The organism is Pseudoalteromonas sp. D15MCD-2, assembly GCF_038562745.1.
Lineage (GTDB): Bacteria > Pseudomonadota > Gammaproteobacteria > Enterobacterales > Alteromonadaceae > Pseudoalteromonas.
In genome coordinates this window covers 64,295-82,813 of the sequence record NZ_JBCFQE010000002.1, presented here as the reverse complement: position 1 = coordinate 82,813, position 18,519 = coordinate 64,295, and the positions used below count along the sequence as shown (strand labels likewise).

Annotated in this window: 16 protein-coding genes; 5 read left to right on the top strand and 11 right to left on the bottom strand. The window is 40.7% G+C overall.

Annotated elements, in window-relative coordinates:
• Positions 1-11: 11 nt before the first annotated feature.
• Positions 12-1,445: a coniferyl aldehyde dehydrogenase gene (locus AADY36_RS17095; RefSeq protein WP_287202827.1), complete on the bottom strand. Its 1,434-nt coding sequence runs from the start codon at positions 1,443-1,445 to the stop codon at positions 12-14.
• Positions 1,446-1,552: 107 nt separating this feature from the next.
• Here AADY36_RS17095 and AADY36_RS17090 point away from each other — a divergent pair, with 107 nt between their 5' ends.
• Both AADY36_RS17090 and AADY36_RS17085 read left to right on the top strand, forming a co-directional pair.
• Positions 1,553-2,557: an AraC family transcriptional regulator gene (locus AADY36_RS17090; protein ID WP_054562549.1), complete on the top strand. Its 1,005-nt coding sequence runs from the start codon at positions 1,553-1,555 to the stop codon at positions 2,555-2,557.
• A 116-nt stretch (positions 2,558-2,673) separates the two neighbouring features.
• The gene (locus AADY36_RS17085; RefSeq protein ID WP_054562548.1) at positions 2,674-4,797 is read left to right on the top strand and encodes a methyl-accepting chemotaxis protein; all 2,124 of its coding nucleotides are present in this window, start codon (positions 2,674-2,676) and stop codon (positions 4,795-4,797) included.
• A 289-nt stretch (positions 4,798-5,086) separates the two neighbouring features.
• On the opposite strand, the gene AADY36_RS17080 is transcribed toward AADY36_RS17085, so the two are convergent.
• Complete coding sequence (locus AADY36_RS17080) at positions 5,087-5,401, bottom strand: hypothetical protein (RefSeq protein WP_054562547.1); 315 nt, start codon at positions 5,399-5,401, stop codon at positions 5,087-5,089.
• Between the two features lie 547 nt (positions 5,402-5,948).
• Positions 5,949-7,421, bottom strand: coding sequence for a sensor domain-containing diguanylate cyclase (locus AADY36_RS17075; protein WP_342409318.1), 1,473 nt, complete (start codon positions 7,419-7,421; stop codon positions 5,949-5,951).
• Between the two features lie 401 nt (positions 7,422-7,822).
• On the opposite strand from AADY36_RS17075, the gene AADY36_RS17070 reads away from it, so the two are divergent.
• A complete protein-coding gene (locus tag AADY36_RS17070; RefSeq protein ID WP_342409317.1) occupies positions 7,823-9,340 on the top strand; it encodes a DUF3360 family protein in 1,518 nt (505 codons plus the stop codon).
• A gap of 45 nt (positions 9,341-9,385) precedes the next feature.
• Here AADY36_RS17070 and AADY36_RS17065 read toward each other — a convergent pair whose 3' ends face one another.
• The gene (locus AADY36_RS17065) at positions 9,386-9,910 is read right to left on the bottom strand and encodes a hypothetical protein (RefSeq protein WP_054562544.1); all 525 of its coding nucleotides are present in this window, start codon (positions 9,908-9,910) and stop codon (positions 9,386-9,388) included.
• Between the two features lie 52 nt (positions 9,911-9,962).
• Between AADY36_RS17065 and AADY36_RS17060 the strand changes: the two genes are divergently transcribed.
• A complete protein-coding gene (locus AADY36_RS17060) occupies positions 9,963-10,322 on the top strand; it encodes a DUF1294 domain-containing protein (protein ID WP_054562543.1) in 360 nt (119 codons plus the stop codon).
• Between the two features lie 52 nt (positions 10,323-10,374).
• Here the strand turns inward: AADY36_RS17060 and AADY36_RS17055 are convergent, their stop codons facing one another.
• From AADY36_RS17055 to AADY36_RS17025, 7 genes are all read right to left on the bottom strand, one after another.
• The gene (locus tag AADY36_RS17055; protein WP_055197357.1) at positions 10,375-10,719 is read right to left on the bottom strand and encodes a PEGA domain-containing protein; all 345 of its coding nucleotides are present in this window, start codon (positions 10,717-10,719) and stop codon (positions 10,375-10,377) included.
• Positions 10,720-10,965: 246 nt separating this feature from the next.
• Positions 10,966-11,286, bottom strand: a complete 321-nt coding sequence (locus tag AADY36_RS17050; protein WP_287202811.1) for an immunity protein YezG family protein — start codon at positions 11,284-11,286, stop codon at positions 10,966-10,968.
• Between the two features lie 21 nt (positions 11,287-11,307).
• On the bottom strand, positions 11,308-11,835 hold the full coding sequence (locus AADY36_RS17045; protein WP_342409316.1) for a hypothetical protein: 528 nt from the start codon (positions 11,833-11,835) through the stop codon (positions 11,308-11,310).
• A gap of 216 nt (positions 11,836-12,051) precedes the next feature.
• Positions 12,052-12,915 (bottom strand): immunity 49 family protein, encoded by an 864-nt coding sequence (locus AADY36_RS17040; RefSeq protein ID WP_342409315.1) that lies wholly within the window; start codon positions 12,913-12,915, stop codon positions 12,052-12,054.
• A gap of 12 nt (positions 12,916-12,927) precedes the next feature.
• The gene (locus tag AADY36_RS17035; RefSeq protein ID WP_342409314.1) at positions 12,928-13,056 is read right to left on the bottom strand and encodes a hypothetical protein; all 129 of its coding nucleotides are present in this window, start codon (positions 13,054-13,056) and stop codon (positions 12,928-12,930) included.
• Between the two features lie 28 nt (positions 13,057-13,084).
• Complete coding sequence (locus tag AADY36_RS17030) at positions 13,085-13,948, bottom strand: immunity 49 family protein (RefSeq protein WP_342409313.1); 864 nt, start codon at positions 13,946-13,948, stop codon at positions 13,085-13,087.
• A gap of 12 nt (positions 13,949-13,960) precedes the next feature.
• Entirely contained in the window at positions 13,961-17,785 is a 3,825-nt protein-coding gene (locus AADY36_RS17025) for a contractile injection system protein, VgrG/Pvc8 family (protein ID WP_342409312.1), read from the bottom strand.
• A gap of 303 nt (positions 17,786-18,088) precedes the next feature.
• On the opposite strand from AADY36_RS17025, the gene AADY36_RS17020 reads away from it, so the two are divergent.
• Positions 18,089-18,508, top strand: coding sequence for a hypothetical protein (locus AADY36_RS17020; RefSeq protein WP_342409311.1), 420 nt, complete (start codon positions 18,089-18,091; stop codon positions 18,506-18,508).
• Positions 18,509-18,519: the final 11 nt, after the last annotated feature.

Here is an 18,519-nt window from a genome sequence, read left to right as displayed (position 1 = left end):
GGTGTTTATTATTATGAATTTAATTTACTTAAAAAGGCTAAAAGCTTATCGGCAAATCTACCGTAAGGCGGCATTAAAAATTTCACGCTCGAAAACTTGGCTTGATAAAACACCGGACGTAATTTTGAAAAGGTTAAAAAGCCTTCATAGCCATGGTAATGCCCCATACCACTGGCACCTACGCCACCAAAAGGTAAGTCGTGCTGACCGACATGAAACAGGGCATCGTTAACGCTTACACCACCCGACATCACCTGCTCAATATAAAAGTTAATAAGCTGTCTGTCGTAGCTAAAAGGGTAAAAAGCTAAAGGCCTATCTCGCCCTGCAATATAATCAACGACCTGCTGCGAGTCTTGATAGGTTTTTACCATTAAAATAGGTCCAAATGTCTCGCGAGTATCAATGCTCATACTGTCATTGCTGTTTAAAATTAATGTCAGAGGCAGCTTTCGCGTATTGGCATCTGCAACTTGGTCGCTAAGCGTAATAACGTCAGCGCCGAGTTGCTTGGCTTCTTCAATACAGGTTGTAAGGCGTTTAAATGCGCGGTCATCAATAATGGCTGTGTAGTCTTGGCTATGAATATCTGGTACATGCTTTTTTGCCCAGCGTGTTGCTGTATCGATAAATAGCGCAAGTTGAGACTGATGCACAAATACATAATCAACATTGGTACAAATTTGCCCCGCGTTCATTTGTTTTACATACATGATGCGCTCTACAGCTTTTTGCATCGGGTAATCAGTCGCAATCACAGCAGGAGATTTACCACCTAACTCAAGGGTTACAGGCGTTAGGTTTTGCGCTGCGGCAGCCATCACTTTTTTACCGGTTTCACCTGAGCCTGTGAACATTAAATGATCAAAGGGAAGCTTTGAAAAGGCGATGCCTACTTCACCAGTCTCACAGTAAAATTGCAGCTTTTCGGGTTTGAAATAGTGGCCTACAAGCTCCCCTAAAAGCGCACTTAAATGCCGAGAGTTTTCAGACATTTTAACCATCGCCTTGTTACCTGCTGCAAATGCAGCAGCTAATTGACTAAAGGCTAAATTTATCGGGAAATTCCACGGCACAATTAACCCTACAACACCAAGCGGCTGTGGAATAACTCGGTTTTTTGCCCCTAAATACATACGATGATCAACATGTCGCTTTTGCACTTTCATCCACTTTTTTAGGTGCTTTAAAGTGCTATTGATATCTGCACAGGCATTAATGATTTCGGCAAGTAAGGTTTCATGGCGAGAGCGATTACCATAGTCTTGATTAATAGCCTCGATAATACGTGCTTGGTTTTCAGTGATCATAGCTTTTAACGCAAGTAAGTGTTCACGTCTTTGCTGGTAGTTTTCAATACCCTCAGCTTTAGCGTGGCTGCGCTGCGCGACTAAGTCGGCCATTAAAATGTTGTCGATGTTTATCGGTTTTGCTGCAATGTTCATCTGTATGTTCTATTTGTCAGAGTTTGTTCTAGCATAAATAAATCACTTGCAGTTGGTTTGACTTTTTAGGACACTGAAATGACTCTTTAGGACAAAAGGCACACTGCGTGGAAAGTTTAATTCGCTCTTCTAGTTTAGCTGGGTTTGAGAATTTAGTGAGACAATATGGTGTAAACCCTATTACTTTGTTGGAGAAAGCGGGTATTTTACCCGCACAACTACGCGACCCAGACAGCTTCGTTGTTTACGCTCATTACCTTGAATTACTTGAACTTGCTGCCCAAGTGTGTGATGAGCCATGTTTTGGCTTAAAGCTTGGCGCATCACAAAGTATGAGCACTGTGGGCTTGATTGGTGCTTACATGTCTCGCCAACCTACGATTCTTGATGCCCTTAATGTTGCTCAAAAATACATATACCTGCATGCCGAAGGCATTGTGCTAAACCTTGCCTTATTTGGGCAAACGAGTTGTGAGGTCCGTTTTGTCCGACTCTCTGACGAAAAACACGAGTTTGAGCAAAAATCGCAGTTGGCAGTGTGTTTGGTCAATAAAATATTAAAAGAATTAGTTGGCCCGAAATGGCGCGCCGATAAAGTGTGTTTACGGCAATCTGTCGCGGTGAACCAGCGGCCTTTATTTAATAAAGTGCTAAATTGCGAGGTTGAGTTTAAAAGTGACGTTGATGCGATTTACTTTTCAAGCGCATTTTTATCCTATAAACCTCAGCTCAATGATGCCATTTTAGACACCTTAATAGCCGACCAACTTGAGCTGCAACGTCTTAACAAACTCCCCGATGAAATGCTGCAAATAGAAAGTGCGATGAAAATGTTGCTAGCAACCGGTGAGTGCAATAAAGAAAATACCGCCAAAAGTGTAGGGCTCCACCCCAAAAAGCTGCAACGTATATTAACCGAGCATAACACCAGTTATCGGCAATTGTTGGACGAAGTAAGAAAGTCAGAGGCAATGCGGCTATTACAAAAAAAGCATATAAATATGACCGACTTAGCACTGCGTTTAGGGTATGCGGAGCTGTCGATTTTTAGTCGTCGCTTTAAGCTATGGTTTGGTGTGTCACCCACCGAATGGCAGCAAAATTTGCGCTAACTTAACAAAGCGGCCTAATCACACTAAAACTCCATACTTTTTTTCTAATTGTCCCTGTAAAGTCATGCAAATGGTCTAAACTATTAGCAAACCTACAATAAAAACAGGAAATGTCGATGCGGCAGTTAGCATTAGCGAAAAAGTTATTATGGCTTACGGTAGGCAGTATATTTATTACTGTGTTTGTTTTATCGAGTGTTTTATGGTGGCAACTGTCAAACAGTAACCAACAGTTAGCTGCGCAATCAGAAAAGCTGATTGTTGCTGAAGTTGAAGACAAACTCGCCTCAAATGCTGCCGCGTATGGTGAACAGGTTGCCGGATTTATTAACGAAGCGTACCGAGTGCCTTATTCATTTGCCGCTATTTTAGGCGATCATGATGCGGCAGGTACCTTAACTCGCGATGCTGTGGTTGAGTTGAATCGCTCTCTGTTACAAAAAAATACTATTCTTTCATCTATTTATTCGCAATTTGAAGCAAATGCGTTTGATGGCCGTGATGCTAATTTTATCAGCGGGTATGATCATTCTGTAGCAGGCGTTGGCACACTCGAAATCTATTTTACGCGCAACCGAGACGGCGCAATTGAACAACAAGTGGTTGACGATGTAGCTGAGAAATATGTCGATACGCTCAATGAATTTGGCCAGCGGGAAGCTGAGTGGTACTTGTGTGTAAAAGACACCAAAGTACCCTGCATTATGGAGCCCTACCTATACGAAATCACCCCAGGTTACTCTGAAATGATGACCTCTTTAACTGTGCCCATTCTTCGTGATAACGAATTTATTGGTGTTGCTGGGGTTGATTTAACATTGCCTGTATTTCAAAGTATGACTGAAAAGCTCTCAAAAGAGCTGTATAACGGTAAAGCCCGCGTCACTTTATTAAGCTCACTCGATTTAGTGGTTGGGAGTAGCCATTACAAAGATAAGCTAGGCAGACCGTTAAAAGAGGCGGTGGCAAAAAGCACTTTAGACAATTACGTAAAAGCGAAAAAACAAAGTGGTGTATTTAAAGTTGGTGATGAGTATTTAGTTAACTACCCAATTAGCATTAAGCTTGCAAAAACACAGTGGAACCTATTGATAGAAGTACCCGCTGAGCTTGCCCTTGAAGGGCCGCATGCACTGGCAAATAGCATGAGTGAAAATGCCAATACACTAGGCGGCTTAATCTTGGTTACAGGTATTATTATTGCTGGTGCCGCCTTTGTGATCATGACCTTAGTGATCCGCACAATTGTGGCACCACTACAACAAATTCAACAGCGCGTTGATAACCTTGCCAGTGCTGAAGGTGACTTAACTCAAACCTTGCATGTTGATACCCACGCTGAGCTAATCGCACTGGCTACAGGCTTTAATGCATTTCTTGCTAAATTACGTGATTTAATTGGTGAGCTTAAAAATGTATCAACGCAAACCAAAGAGCAGGCTCACTTAGCGACCAGTGTTGCTGTTGATACTAAGCACAACGTTCAAGCGCAGTTCCAAGAAATTGAGAGCGTAGTAACCGCCATGAACGAAATGAGCGCAACAGCACTCGAAGTAGCAAGAGCCTCAGAGCAGTCAGCGCAACAAGCCGATGAAATAAACAGCCTTGTGGTGAGCAGTGAATCGAGCTTGTCGTCTGCAGTTACCCAAGTTAAAACAATGTCGGATGAAATCAAAGAGGCTAACCAAGCGGTTGAAAAAGTTGCGGCACGCAGTAACGACATTACACAAATTTTAGATGTGATCAGAACAATTGCAGAGCAAACAAACTTACTTGCACTGAATGCGGCAATTGAAGCGGCAAGGGCCGGTGAACAAGGCCGTGGCTTTGCGGTTGTGGCTGATGAAGTAAGGGCACTTGCTTCAAAAACACGTTCATCAACCGATGACATCAGTGGCCTAATCGACAGCTTACAGCTAGAAGTAGGCAACGCGTCTAAAGTAATTGAACAAGGAGTTGTGCGTGCACAAACCGCGGTAGATGAAACCTCCGTTGCATTTGATGCATTACACGAAGTTGTCGTCAAAGTGGACGAAATCACGCAGCAAATTACCCATATTGCAACGGCTGCAGAAGAGCAAAGCTCAGTCACAGAAGAGATAAACCGCAACCTGACGTTAATTTCAGATGCCGCATCGCAACTAGCTGAGCTATCTACCCAAGCCGGAGATGGTAGCCAAACACTCAATGCACTCGTTGCACAACAAGATGATGAGTTGAATAAGTTAAAGACGAAATAGTTGCTAGTTAATAGTTACTAGTTACTAGTTACAAGAGTAAAGGGGCTATGTGCTAGGTTCGAGAAAAACGCGATGTAAAATCGCTGCTACAAGCTCGCCCCTAGCATCTCGTTTCTCGCCCCTAGCATCTCGTTCCTTGTAACTTTACTCTCGTAACTCGTAACTAATACCTTGTTTCGCGCGCTAAGCAAGCGTGACGCCTACAGGTTACAGCGGCTTTATGCCGCGACAAAGGGTAAAAATATCGTTATGCGATGAAGTAATCGAACCTAAAATCGATTAAGGGTGGTTATACATCGCTCGTAATTGTTAGATAATTATTTTTACCAAAAGTAACGTAATAAATGGGTAAAAATAGTCCCGATAGTAAGTTTCTGCTCATAGTGTTCGAAACAGTTACTTTATTTGATTGAATATCTTTGACAGAAAGTTTAGGGCTAGAGCACCAATCAATGGAGAACCAGATAAATTCAGCGTCATCAGGTATTGTGTAGTTGGCTAAAGAGTTGGGTTTGACTTTGCCGATTTTTTTAGAGTCGGCCCATAAAGTGTAATCTCTAATTTTATCATGATATTGTTTTGGTCTGTTTACTTCAATTTCCATTTGAACCTCACAAGGATAGTAATTCCATTAAACTTAACGGGCTTATAGCTCGTTTTCTTCCATAGTCAGTGTATTTTTAACAGAGCCGTTAATTAATTACTAGTCGTATAGTGCAAGGAGTCTTAAGCTCATTCTCGCATCTCGCATCTCGCATCTCGCATCTTGCATCTCGCACCTCACATCTCGTAGGAATGACTTTAGTCATGAATAATTAACCACCACACAAAAGTTAGATCCTTGGACGTAAGCGTGAAACTTGTTTCGCGCGCCAAGCAAGCGTGACGCCTACAAGGTAGCAGCAGCTTTATGCCGCGACATGGGTGAGGTAAGGGCGATAGGAGAATAAAACGCGATATAAAATCGCTGCTACATGCTCGCACCTCGCACCTCGCATCTCGTACCTCGTACCTCGTACCTCGCATCTCGCACCTCGCATCTCGCACCTCGCATCTCGTATCTTTACTCTCGTATCTTTACTCTCGTATCTTTACTCTCGTATCTTTACTCTCGTATCTTTACTCTCGTAACTAGCAACTCGAAACTCATTCTAACTACATTGCGCCTGGTTACGGCCTTGGTTTTTGGCTTGGTACAATGCTTTATCGGCGCGTTTTAACATCGATTCTATGTGCTGTTCGCTTGCTTGTAAGGTGCTTACGCCAATACTCACGGTGAATTTAACGTGTTTGTTGTCGGCGATGATGTCTTGTTGTTCGATATCGGCTCTGATCTTTTCTGCGATAGCAAAGGCTGTGTGGTTATTTGCCATAGGTAAAAATAAGACAAATTCTTCACCACCAATGCGTCCCGCAATATCTGATGCTTTGCTATGTTGGATGAGCTTATGTGCGGTGGTTCGTATTACTTCATCGCCAGTAGCGTGGCCAAACTTGTCGTTTATAGCTTTAAATTGGTCTAAGTCTAACAGTAATAAGGAGCAGGTACCTTGCGCGTCATGATATTTTGCAAACTGCTGATTAACCTTTTCGAAGAAACCACGGCGATTATAAAGTTGTGTTAAATGATCTGTCATAGATAAGGCTAATGCTTCATGCTTAGCACGCTCTAGCTCATAGGTTCGTTCTTCTACTTTTTGTTCGAGCATGGTGGTTAGTTTTTGTTGTTCTTTCTTGCGCTGAATAAATACGGCTTGAATGAGTAATACCGCTGAAAGAGTGAATAAAAAGAAAAACTGCATGGTCACTTCAGCTGTTTTAGGATGATGATAATAAAAATACCCCCAGCCTTGATTACTTCCGACCCAAGCTGCAAAAAATACCAACATATTCATGCAGCTGGTGGCGGTTGGTGATAACCGCGTAGCTGCATAAAGCAGCGGAAACAATAGTAATGCAGGTTGCAAAAATGGTAATGTCATGGTTGTGTATGCGGGGCCAAAAATAAAATAACACAACAAAACCACGGTCAAAGTTAGCAACAGAAGTTTAGAAAATTCACTAGGCGTGACCGGGTGTGGCCAATTTCGCCAGAAAAAGTAAAGGGCTGGGGTGAATACAATCGCCGCTAGGGCATTGCTAATGCTCCAATTTAATATGCCAACATACAAGCCATTAAACCACTCGATACTAACTAGCGAGTATATGCCCACACCGAAAAGCGCAGAAATCACGCCAATCGCAATGCAAGCAACAATAAACACTCTGGCTAAACTGGTGACGCTTGTCAGCAGTGTGTGTTGTTTAAGTTTTCGGTTAATTAGCCAAAATGCAGTTAAAGCAGCGAGAGTATTACCTGTGGTTGTTGCGGCATTTATTGCTATGTGTTTAAACGTGAATGGATTTAAGCCGCTGAGATAAAAGTAACAAAGCACAACTAAACAGGTGCCTGATGCAACGCCCAACCAGGCTTTACGACCAAATAACATCAAGCCTGCTAATGCGACTCCTGCTGGTGGCCATACCGCCAGTGTTTTTAACACTTGCATAGTAAACAAGCCAAACAGCAGATAAACAGAGCAAACAATGATATTAAATTGCCAAGGTTTGAGCTGTGTGTTCATACATCCCTTTATGCGCTTATGTAAGAAAGCCACCGACCGGCGAGTTAGTATTAATAAAGCTACTAATAAATTAGTATATTAGCAGTTGGAGAATAGGCAAATTAGATTAAACTAAAAGTGATTTTTCTCTAGTTGTTTGCTATTCATACAATTTATTAGACTAATAGTTAATGTGCTTAAAAAACAACCAAGAGCTTATTCTTTAAAAGGGTTTATTATCAGTAATTCAATAAATATCAATGTATTAAGATTATATTCAGATGTTCTCAACTTATTAAAAACACCTATTTTATAAATTCATACCCGACCTTTTGCCTAATCGTGTTTTGTATCTGGCTGCTTTACCCTAACTGCATAATAAAAACTCACACAATTTTTCAAGATAGGCAGTAGGAGAACTCATGAATACGAGGCAGCAATCAGCGTCAAAAACGCCTGCTGAACAAGGATCGGATACTCATACCGACCAGCAAAGCTATCAAGCACTTCATAAACCAAGTAGTGAATTTTCGAGTCGTGACGAATACCTTGAACACGAATTACAAATTATGCAGCCTAAGCGCTGGCGTCCTAACTTACCGTTTCGTGATTATCGGTTTGAATTAGAAGACTCTATCCCTGCCATGGCAGGCACCATAGGCAAGGTGGTCATGGTGGGTGCAATTGCTGCAACATTTGCCGCGCCATTGGGCTTAGGTGAAGGCTTTATTCTAGAAAACGTGCGTTATGAACTGTTAATTGTATCGATCTTCATTTTATTATTTTCGGGCTTCTTTTTACCAACAGCAAACTTAGCGGGTACGCATGGGCCGCTTATTCCTTTGATCCCTATTGTGGTTGCTGCAGGGGGTCACCCAATGGCCTTCGGTCTATTAATAGGGGTGTTTGGTCTGTTACTGGCACTTAGTAAAGGCGGGAGTTTACTGGCGGGGTTAACCAGCCGAGGCGTGTGTGGAGGTTTACTGCTCTACCTTGGTTTTATTGGCACGATTTCGCAGGTTAAAAAGCTGTTTGCATGGGCTGAAGGTATTGATATGACCCATATTGCTTTCATTGTGATTTTGTCGACTATCGTGTTATATGCATTACTTGAGCACTACAAAAAACGTTGGTTAGCCGTGCCATTAAGCTGTTTACTTGGCGGTTTAATTGCATTTTTACTGGGAGCGCCGTTTGAGTTTAAAACAGCACCGGGTTTACCAAATATGAACCCAATGTATTGGTGGGGTGAAAACACTGGTTGGATGCTGGGTTTACCGACCCTAGAGAGCTTTGTTGTGGTATTGCCATTCGCGGTGCTTGCGGTTGCTATGTGGTCACCTGACTTTTTAGGGCATCAAGTATTCCAAAAAATTAGTTACCCAGAACGCACAGAAAAAGTACAAATGAACATTGACGATACCATGTTCAGTGCTTCAATCCGCCAAACGTTTGGTTCTTTGTTAGGCGGCTCTAACTTTACCTCTTCATGGGGAACCTACATCGTGCCAGCAGCCATCGCTAAACGCCCAATTCCAGCAGGTGCGGTATTAACGGCGTTATTTTGTATTATTGCCAGTATTTGGGGTTACCCAATGGATTTAGCTATTTGGCAACCCGTGTTATGCGTTGCGCTAATAGTTGGTGTGTTTATCCCACTTCTAGAAGCGGGTATGGAAATGACCCGCGAAGGTAAAACTACGCAATCGGCTGCTATTGTGGTGTTTTCATCGACTTTAGTGAATCCTGCATTTGGCTGGTCATTAACTATGTTGCTCGACAATCTGGGCTTAATTGGTTGTAAAGAACGAAGCTCTGAACTAACTCCAATGAGCCGCTGGATCATTCCATTAGTGATGTTTGTTATCTTAACAAGCGTAATGGCGATGGTAGGTATGCTGCCAGGTATTCCAGCATTAATGGCTGACTTTAGGCATTGATAAAAAAGGGTAAGGTGATAAAAGCCTTACCCTTTTTTAAAGCTTTTATTTAAACTTAACTGTTTTTTCGCTGCGGGTGTAAGTTCGGGTATCGGGTTTTGTCCATTGACCTTTTTTAAGGTAAGAGGTCGACACCACAAAGCTGTTGTCTTTAAACTCGCTTGTCGATTTCACCTTAGTGATCCCTTCTTTATTACCCGTTACATTTTCATAAGCAACAAATTGAGTAGGGCTAAGTACATTCATTGTGCCTTGGGTATAAAAACCTGCCGTAGTGAAGTAATAAAACACCAAAGACTGCTTTTTATTGTCCCAAAAAATCATCGACTCACCACCATATTCACCTTCATTGATAGAGTGAATAGTTTTAATCGCCATGCCATTGAGCGCGCGTTGCCAGGTACTCACATCTTGCACCGCAGGTTTACCTGCTGAGACATTAAAGTCAGACTGCCACGTGCCTAAGTAAGGCTCAAACACTTTTAGCTTGTCATCAAGTTGTTGCTCTGCTGCCATAGCAGAAAGTGAACATAGGCAGATTGATAGTAAAAGTGATTTTAGGTATGCCATAATAGCGCCCCGATAAAATTAATTTGTTTTGCAGAGTATAGGTGATAATTCGTTGATTAAGAAAACATTAATTACATTTTCATTGTTGTTTCTAGCGCTGCTATGGCTGGTATCGTGGCAACTTAATATTACTTACTTTATTGCAGGCACTTACAGCGTAGCGAGCTTAATAAGCTTTTTGGTATATGGCTGGGATAAACGTTTAGCGATGCAACATGGCGAGCATGTGATAAGAGTACCTGAGCGTACACTGCATATTTTAGGATTAATCGGCGGCTGGCCAGGTTCATTAATTGCACAGCAATGGTTAAGACACAAATCAAAAAAACGCAGTTTTATTGCCGTACTTTGGTTAACAATTATTGTTAATTGCAGTGCACTGTCGTCACTGTATTATTTGCAGTTGATTTAAAAGAAGATCAAAAAAAAGGAAAGCCATTGCTTTCCTTTTTTATTAAAACCACTTATTGAGCAGCTTGAATTGATTCAATACTATCAAGCTCAATCGTTAGAATTGTTTTCTTATCAACAACAACCCATTTACGGTAAGTTAAGTAACCTGGCTTAGTTACTTCAATATCGTATTTACCTTCATCAAGTTCGATACCATCTTCATAAACAGGTTTAATATTCATAATACGAACACGCGCATCATCAGGTGTTGTGACCACCGTTAATGAAATTACCGATTCATCTACAACCACTTCAGGTGTTACTTCTGCAATAGGCTCAGGTTGCGGCTCAACATCATGGCTTGATGAACAACCTGCTAAAACCAATAAGGCAAATAATGCGCTTAACTTTTTCATAAATACTCCATTTAATAGTTCACAATAAACGAAACCGCTTATAGTTTGAAAACTCATGAAGAATCAAGGAATAACAATAGAGGGGGATAGCTATTATTCGTCTTCCGTGACTTTCATATTTATCATCAATAATAAATTTTGAGCTATTTTAGTATGTATCCTAATAAGGTTCAAATTATAGTTTCATTAATGTTATTAATTAATGATTTTTACCTATTATGTTTGTTGTGGTTTTGAAAGTAATGTTTATTGGTTTTCATCATTATTTTCTTTGTCAAAAGCTATGCTAAATTTACCCTGCCGAGTGAGTTTAAAAATCGCACGTTGCCAATTTTCTGGTTGATTTTGTATTGCAGAATCAAACAGTGTTTTAAATAAATCAATAATATGGTCAGAAACGGCAATAGGGTGCTGAGTTTCATCGGCCTCTTTTTCATAAAAGGCCTGGCATGTAATGACTTCATCATGCTGGCAATCTAAAACTAACATTGCTTTCGACCAGTCATCGTTAATTTGTTGATAGAGGTATTGACCCAGTTGTTGTGGGATTTGTGAGTTGGGTGTCATGTGCTGTCCTTAGCGTTGTTGCTATAAAGTGCCGTTTTCGTATTTATTGGCAAGCTCTTTCCATGTGTCAAAAAATCCACCATGAAAGAAATAGCTATCAGAGATATTCAATATTTGATAATTTGTTGTCTCATGGTCTTTCCGTGAATAGTTTGATAGGCTATATCCTTGATCGCCTCTAGCATTTAACCGCCCCATTAGTCTTGTAATACCGATATCCTCAGCCTCAACTAAATCGTCAGTGCTTATTTTTCCATGGGGTAACCCACCTTCGTGAGGCATTTTAGTAAAAAACTCAAATTTATTAACGAACCAAGGTAAAATTGACAGCGGTGCATCAAATTGCCTAGTAGCTAAAAATGGGGCTTGACCTTTTGGTGAAATAATCCTATGAAGGATAACTGATAAGTATCCGTTTTGATTGTAAAAGGAGTGATAACGGCCAGGATAATTTAATGAATCTTCAATTGTAATTAGATGTTTTATCCCTTTTGGTGGATTCTCTGGGTCTTTTATTTCTTTTAGTTGGGGTAAAAATTGTGTCGTCATTATTAATTACCGGGATTAAGTGGTTTAATTACTGGTGTAATATTTAAGGAATCACCAAATTGCTCTAAGTTGATCAGCTTTCTCTCAAAATTAAATGTTTCAACTACACAATAGTCTGCTCCTTTGAATAAACTGTTTAACTAACGGAATTTCTCTGTATTAGTTTTAGTTATATTGCCAACATCCATATTGTTAAAGAGCGGTTACTGTCGTTTATTAATTTGGCTCTGTTGGTGGTGTTACATCAATTAGCCATGCTGGAATGTAGCCATTGTCAACTGTGAGCTTATAGCCTTTTACGTCTTTAGCGATGATGGCTAAGGCTGTTAAAGCTAATGGGATGGCACCTTCGTTTGCACCTTCGTGGTCTTCGTTGTTGTAATATTCTCTATGGGCCAGCAGGGCTTTTTCCATGGCTTGATTATATTCTTGCTCACCGTTATCAGTGAATATGGCGGTGATCACCGGGATAAGCGGCCATTCCAAGCGACTAACATATAAGTAAATTTCATCATCGGCATAATCATCTGGATTACAAGTTAGGTATGCTTGCTCAATCAAGTTGGCTAAATCAGCACTAGGGTTAAATAAGCCTTTTAGTAAATCAGATAATGCATAATCAAATGGGGTGCGCTGTTCACTTAGCCTTGCTTGTTTAAATACATCGTTGTCGACAGTAATCAGGTAGTTAATAGCTTCGTTATTACGAGCAATGATGCTGCTATAAAATGCAAGTAACCAGTTATTGTGTTTAGTGCCATAGTCGTCTTTTTTTCCAATCACTTCTATATATTCATCATCGTAAAAGAAAGGGAAAGGTTGGCCGTCATGGGCGTTACTTTGAAATATGCCGTGGCCTAATTGCGAAGCGCGAATAACATAGAGCCAAGCATGGTAGCTATTGGGGTTTTGAATCGCTTCCATGGGGAACGAGTCAATGATATTACGGGTAAACTGTGTATAGAGTCCTAAGCTAGGATTCTTTTGAATACGGAGTATATTTTTATCTTCGTGCTTTTTATAGCGCTCTACCATATGGTCATAACTAACTTGTGAAAAGCTGTAATGGCTCTCAATCATTTTATTAGTTCCTTAAAATCCTATGTCAAAAATCGATACATCAATTACATCAACAAGCCCAGCATCATTGGCTTTTGATACATGATTAGTATTAACGGCAGCAAAGCAGGGTATAAGTTCATGATTGCTGCCAACATCCATGTTGTTAAAGAGCGGTTACTGTCGTTTATTAATTTGGGTCTGTTGGTGGTGTTACATCAATTAGCCATGCTGGAATGTAGCCATTTTCAACAGTGAGCTTATAGCCTTTTACGTCTTTAGCGATGATGGCTAAGGCTGTTAAAGCTAATGGGATGGCACCTTCGTTTGCACCTTCGTGGTCTTCGTTGTTGTAATATTCTCTATGGGCCAGCAGGGCTTTTTCCATGGCTTGATTATATTCTTGCTCACCGTTATCAGTGAATATGGCGGTGATCACCGGGATAAGCGGCCATTCCAAGCGACTTACATAGAGGTATGCTTCATCATCAACGTAATCATCTGGGTTACAGGTAAGGTATGCTTGCTCAATTAAGTTGGCTAAATCCGCGCTAGGGTTAAATAAGCCTTTAAGTAAATCAGACAATGCATAATCAAAGGGTCTCAGCTGATTGCCATAATTAGCTGTTTTAAACACATCATTGTCGATGGCCGTTAAGTAAGCGATGGCATCATGGTTACGGGCGATAATACTGCTGAAAAAAGCAAGTAGCCACACGGGGTGCTCAGCATGTTCAGGGTCACGTTTACCAGTTACTTCTAAATATTCATCATCGTAAAAGAAAGGGAAAGGTTGGCCGTCATGGGCATTGCTTTGGAAAATACCATGTCCTAATTGCGAAGCGCGAATAACATAGAGCCAAGCATGGTAGCTATTAGGGTTTTGAATCGCTTCCATGGGGAACGAGTCAATGATATTGCGGGTAAACTGTGTATAGAGTCCTAAGCGAGGATTCTTTTGAATACGGGGTATATTTTTATCTTCGTGCTTTTTATAGCGCTCTGCCATATGGTCATAACTAACTTGTGCAAAGCTGTAATGGCTTTCAATCATTTTATTAGTTCCTTAAAATCCTATATCAAAAATCGATACGTCAATAACTTCGATAAGCCCGGCATCATTGGCTTTTTGTTGAATACCTATGTATTCAATTGCTCCATCTAATCTTGCATCATCAATATCATCCAGCATATCTTGAATGCCTTGAACCTCTTTCACAAAATCTTTATCGCCCGCTAAGTAGCGAGGGTCTTTTGTTAATGTACGAAGTTTATCGTGGTAATTCTTTATTATCGAATTCATATACTTTTCAGAGCCTTGCTGGGCTCTTTCTTTACCAGCACTCCGGCTACCCCAACTGGCATTACCGCCTTTGGCTTCGATAATTAATACTTTACCGTCTTCTGTTGCATACACTTGGTCAAATTGGCCTTGTTTGCCTTTACCTGGGAGTTTGCTTGCCAATGGTGTGGCATCTGGATAATTTTGTTTCACATAAATGCGCGCGGCTTCTTCACCCAGTGCTTCACTGGCTAAGCGCATCGCACTTTGCGCTTCTTTTAATGCAGTGGCGTTTCCGGCAAGGAGTGCGGCATCACGCTTGGCGACAGCTTGATTGCGTGCAGCTTCAAACTGTTTGAGTCGCTGTTTAACGTTGTCACTTAAATTAGCATGATTTATCTTTAATTTTTGCGCTATTTTGTTAAACACATTTATTTGATCTGACACGGGCACTAAATTACCATTTTCGTAACGTAATTTAGGGGGCTTTTTGCCATCAAGGCGGCTAATAATGACTTTACCTTCACTGTTGGTATATGCGCGGTAATTGCCGCGAATATCGTCAGATAATTCAGTGAGTAATAAATATTCAGCATGGTCTTTTGCTGACACATGCGTTGCCACAGCGTGGTTTTTACTTGGCTGTAACTGTGTATCTGGTTTGGTTATTTTGGCTGAAACAGTCGGATGTTCAGCCGTCACAGCGTGTGATAACTGTTTATTTAGCTGCTTGCGTTTAACAATCTCGGCAATCTGAGTCAGTGCTTTATTTGCTTTTGCTAAATACCGTGATTTACTTGCCAGTGAAGCGGCCGCACCCACGCCACCTGTGAGCAGTGCTAATACGACCTCAAATGCCAAAATACCCGTTAATCGTTCTTGCTCTACGTGTGAGTGGGCATCAATATACTCGTAAGGGAAACGCGCTAGCGCCAAGCGGGTTTGTTCATCATCAAGTAGAATGTAAAGTAACTCACATGCTTGAGTAAGTGATTGGGCTGATTTTTGTGAGAAAGAAATAATTGTTTCTAACTCATATTTAACGGCTTCTTTATCACCGCGAGCAATGGCTTCTATAATTCTAAAGCAAGCAGAGTACACACTTATGTTAATATCAATACCGAGTACAATCAGGTCCGCTACGCCCTCAATAAGTGACTTTGTACCTTGATAAAAACCAGTGGCATTTGCACCTAGCTCTATCATGTATTGGTTAAATAGGCTTTCTTGTTCAAACAAGGCATCTTCAATGGCCGCTTTTTGTCGAACTTCATTTAGCATCGCTTCTAGGGTCTGCTTAAACTCATTACGCAGTGCAACTAAACGCTGTTCGTCGGCATCAGATGAAGCAATAAAACGAACCTGACTTTGACCTTGCGGCACGTTGGCCAGTTGCGCTTTGCCATTACTGAGTGAGCCGGTGTGCTCATGGCCAAGGCTATCGATAAGCGAGTAACGAATATTGTCTTCAGCACTGCCATCTAGGTAGCAATAGCTTAAGTCTAGTGTGCATAGTGTAGTAGAATCGAGTGAGCTATCAGCCAAATCAAATGATGAAATAGCAGGCGCGCGACTCACATTAACGCTTTGTGCACGCGCTGTACTTGGGCTTTCAATATCGTAATCAACGGGGCCATCAAAATTTATAAATGTGCCATCGAGGGTGAGTACATCGGTGGCAATAATCTCAACATTTCCTTGACTGTCGAGTTTAATTTCGCCGCCTTCGTTATGGAGAATTAAATCACCACGGCCTGAGCCTGTAATCGCGATTGACTGGTTGGTTTGTAAAAATGTTGAGCCATTGGGGGCCGAAATAGTTAAGTCACTTGAGCTAGTTTTAAGCTGAATATCGCTTTGCGCAAAGGCTTTAACTGCGCGACCACTGACCATCGACAGTGCTTGACGAGATTCAATAAGGGTGTTTTTTCCTTGCCATGCTTGGCTACCTGCACTTTGCATGTTGATATCGCGGTTTTGAGTGCTGAGCGAAACATTGTTTTTAACATCAATAAACTGATTATTTTTAATCACAAACTGAATGTTGTCGTTCTCAGTTGTTAGGCAGAGGTCTTTACCTGCATGTAAGTTAATGGTGCCGAGCTGGCTTATCCATTCTATAAATTGGCGGCCTGATTTTTTGGCATTGAGCTCAAGATAGTGCTCACTGGCTAAGGTTTGTAAAATGATTTTAGGTGCTTGCTTGTCATCATCAAACTGCAGCTCGTTTTGCGCCGCACTGACCAGCCTGTTTTGCGTATTATTTGCAGCGGTGACAACACTTGGCTGCGATTCATTCATCGCAAAACCCATTAAAAACGTGTTGTTAGGGTCGTTATTTATACAGCCAATAAGTACCTCAGAACCACCAACAAGGGGGAAGTGCCAGCCAGTGGCCTGAGGTTGGTTTTGACATGCGTATAAAGCAAGTTGCTGAATTGCTTGGCTTGATTGCGCAATTGGCCTTGCTGTTGTGTCAAAATTAGTTCGCACACGGTAGCAACCTAACTCATCAATGAAACTAGAAGTCGTTAAAGACTCTACCTTAGCCGGAAATACCATAGGTTTGGCTTGATGTGGCAAAGGTTTGGCTTTAAAAGGCGTACCACGTTCGATAAATTGGGCTTTACAACTATAGCGTGTTAAACCTTGGTGACTATTTTCGTCATTAGGTTGTTCACTGCTGTGATACACGCTAACACACAGTAAATCAGCACTACTGCCCGTGCCGGTTTGGTCGTCAATTGCAACTGAGCTACCCGCAAATAAATCACATACATTACCCACTAGTTGCGTTGTTTTATTAAGAGAGGCTAACGCGTTACTGAAATCTTGCGCTTGTAATGAGGCGGCACTGGGTGAGGCTGCGCATGGTTCAAAGTAAGATTGACTGTTACTTGCGACCTTTAAATATTGTCCATGGGCCACGCAGTCAGTGCGATCATTGTAAATAGAGTGATGTACTTGGCTGTTAAAAAAGCCAACATAAGCGGTATTTTCATCGTTATTCATACCGGCTGAGTTTTTGACTGATACAACACCGCGCTGCAAATATGGGCTGTTTAAGTTACTATCACTGATCACTAACAATTCGACGTTATTTTTTGTTTCAAACCAAAAAAACAAGCCAAATTGGGTTAGTATGCGTTGTAGAAAGTGCCAGTTGGTTTCCATTGCTTGCACACACTGTGGAAGCGCTGGCAGTGATGAGCCGACACGAAAATCAATTTGCCCTGGTGAATAGCCAGCTTGGCCTGCTAAATAAAAAATAATATCTTTTAAATTAACGCCAATAAAAACCTTACTGTTCGTAATGTTTTTTAATGCGCTCAATCTATCTTTAATAATTATTTTATATCGATATCTACCTTTGAATGTACCTAAATTTTCACACTCAAAAATGCTCCCTGCTAGGTGGCGAAAAAAATTATCTTTATTAACGAATGTAATTAATGCGCTTTGTAAAAGCAGATGCTCTAAAAGAATTTGCTGGCTGGATTCACCAATGAGAATAAACTCAAACCCTTGATTTAGTTGCTCAACTCCATCTACCTGAGTGACATTTAGGGTTATGTTATTTACATCAATTAATAGTCGAGAATTAGACACATCCTTGTCCTTTTTTAACTAAGTCTTGTAGCAAGAAATGGGAAAATACACACTTATTAATCAATATTCAATAGAATAATTGTAACCGCAATAATTGCGTCATAATTTTGTTCATAATGCCATTAAATGCTAATTAATACGTTTTTATTAGTTTTTATATTGATTCGAAATTAGTTTTATTTTTGAGCTGTATTGAGTTGACTTTTTTGAAAGGATGTTTGTATTATGCCCCCGTTTTAAGGACTAACGTACCAAAAGTATGACATGGCTTTGTACTTTTTTTGGTTAATCAAGGATGATTTTATGGATAAAAAATTATTTATAAATCAAGTCGATAACTTTTATTTTTTGGCTTGGTCTCTTACTAAAAGTATCTCTTCCTTACTTGATCAGACCGGTATTCCAGCACATCGAGTGTTTTCAGCGTCGGTGATCGATCAGTTTTTCTTTTTCCTGAATAGTCCACCTAAAAATGAAGGTAAAATCATTTTAATTAAAGAAGATGTTAGTGCTTATATTGATGAGTTGATTGTACTAAATACAAAAATAATATCTTCTGTAGATGATGTGGTTATTAAGTCTCTGGCTGTTGATAATCAAGAAAATAAACGTTCAGGTATTTTTCCTAAAATATTCAATAGTCATAAATGGTCCGATTGCGCATCAATGCGATTTAATCGAGTAATCTGTCCTGTTTACGAAGAAGTTCTTTGTAAAAATTAATTAATCTAATA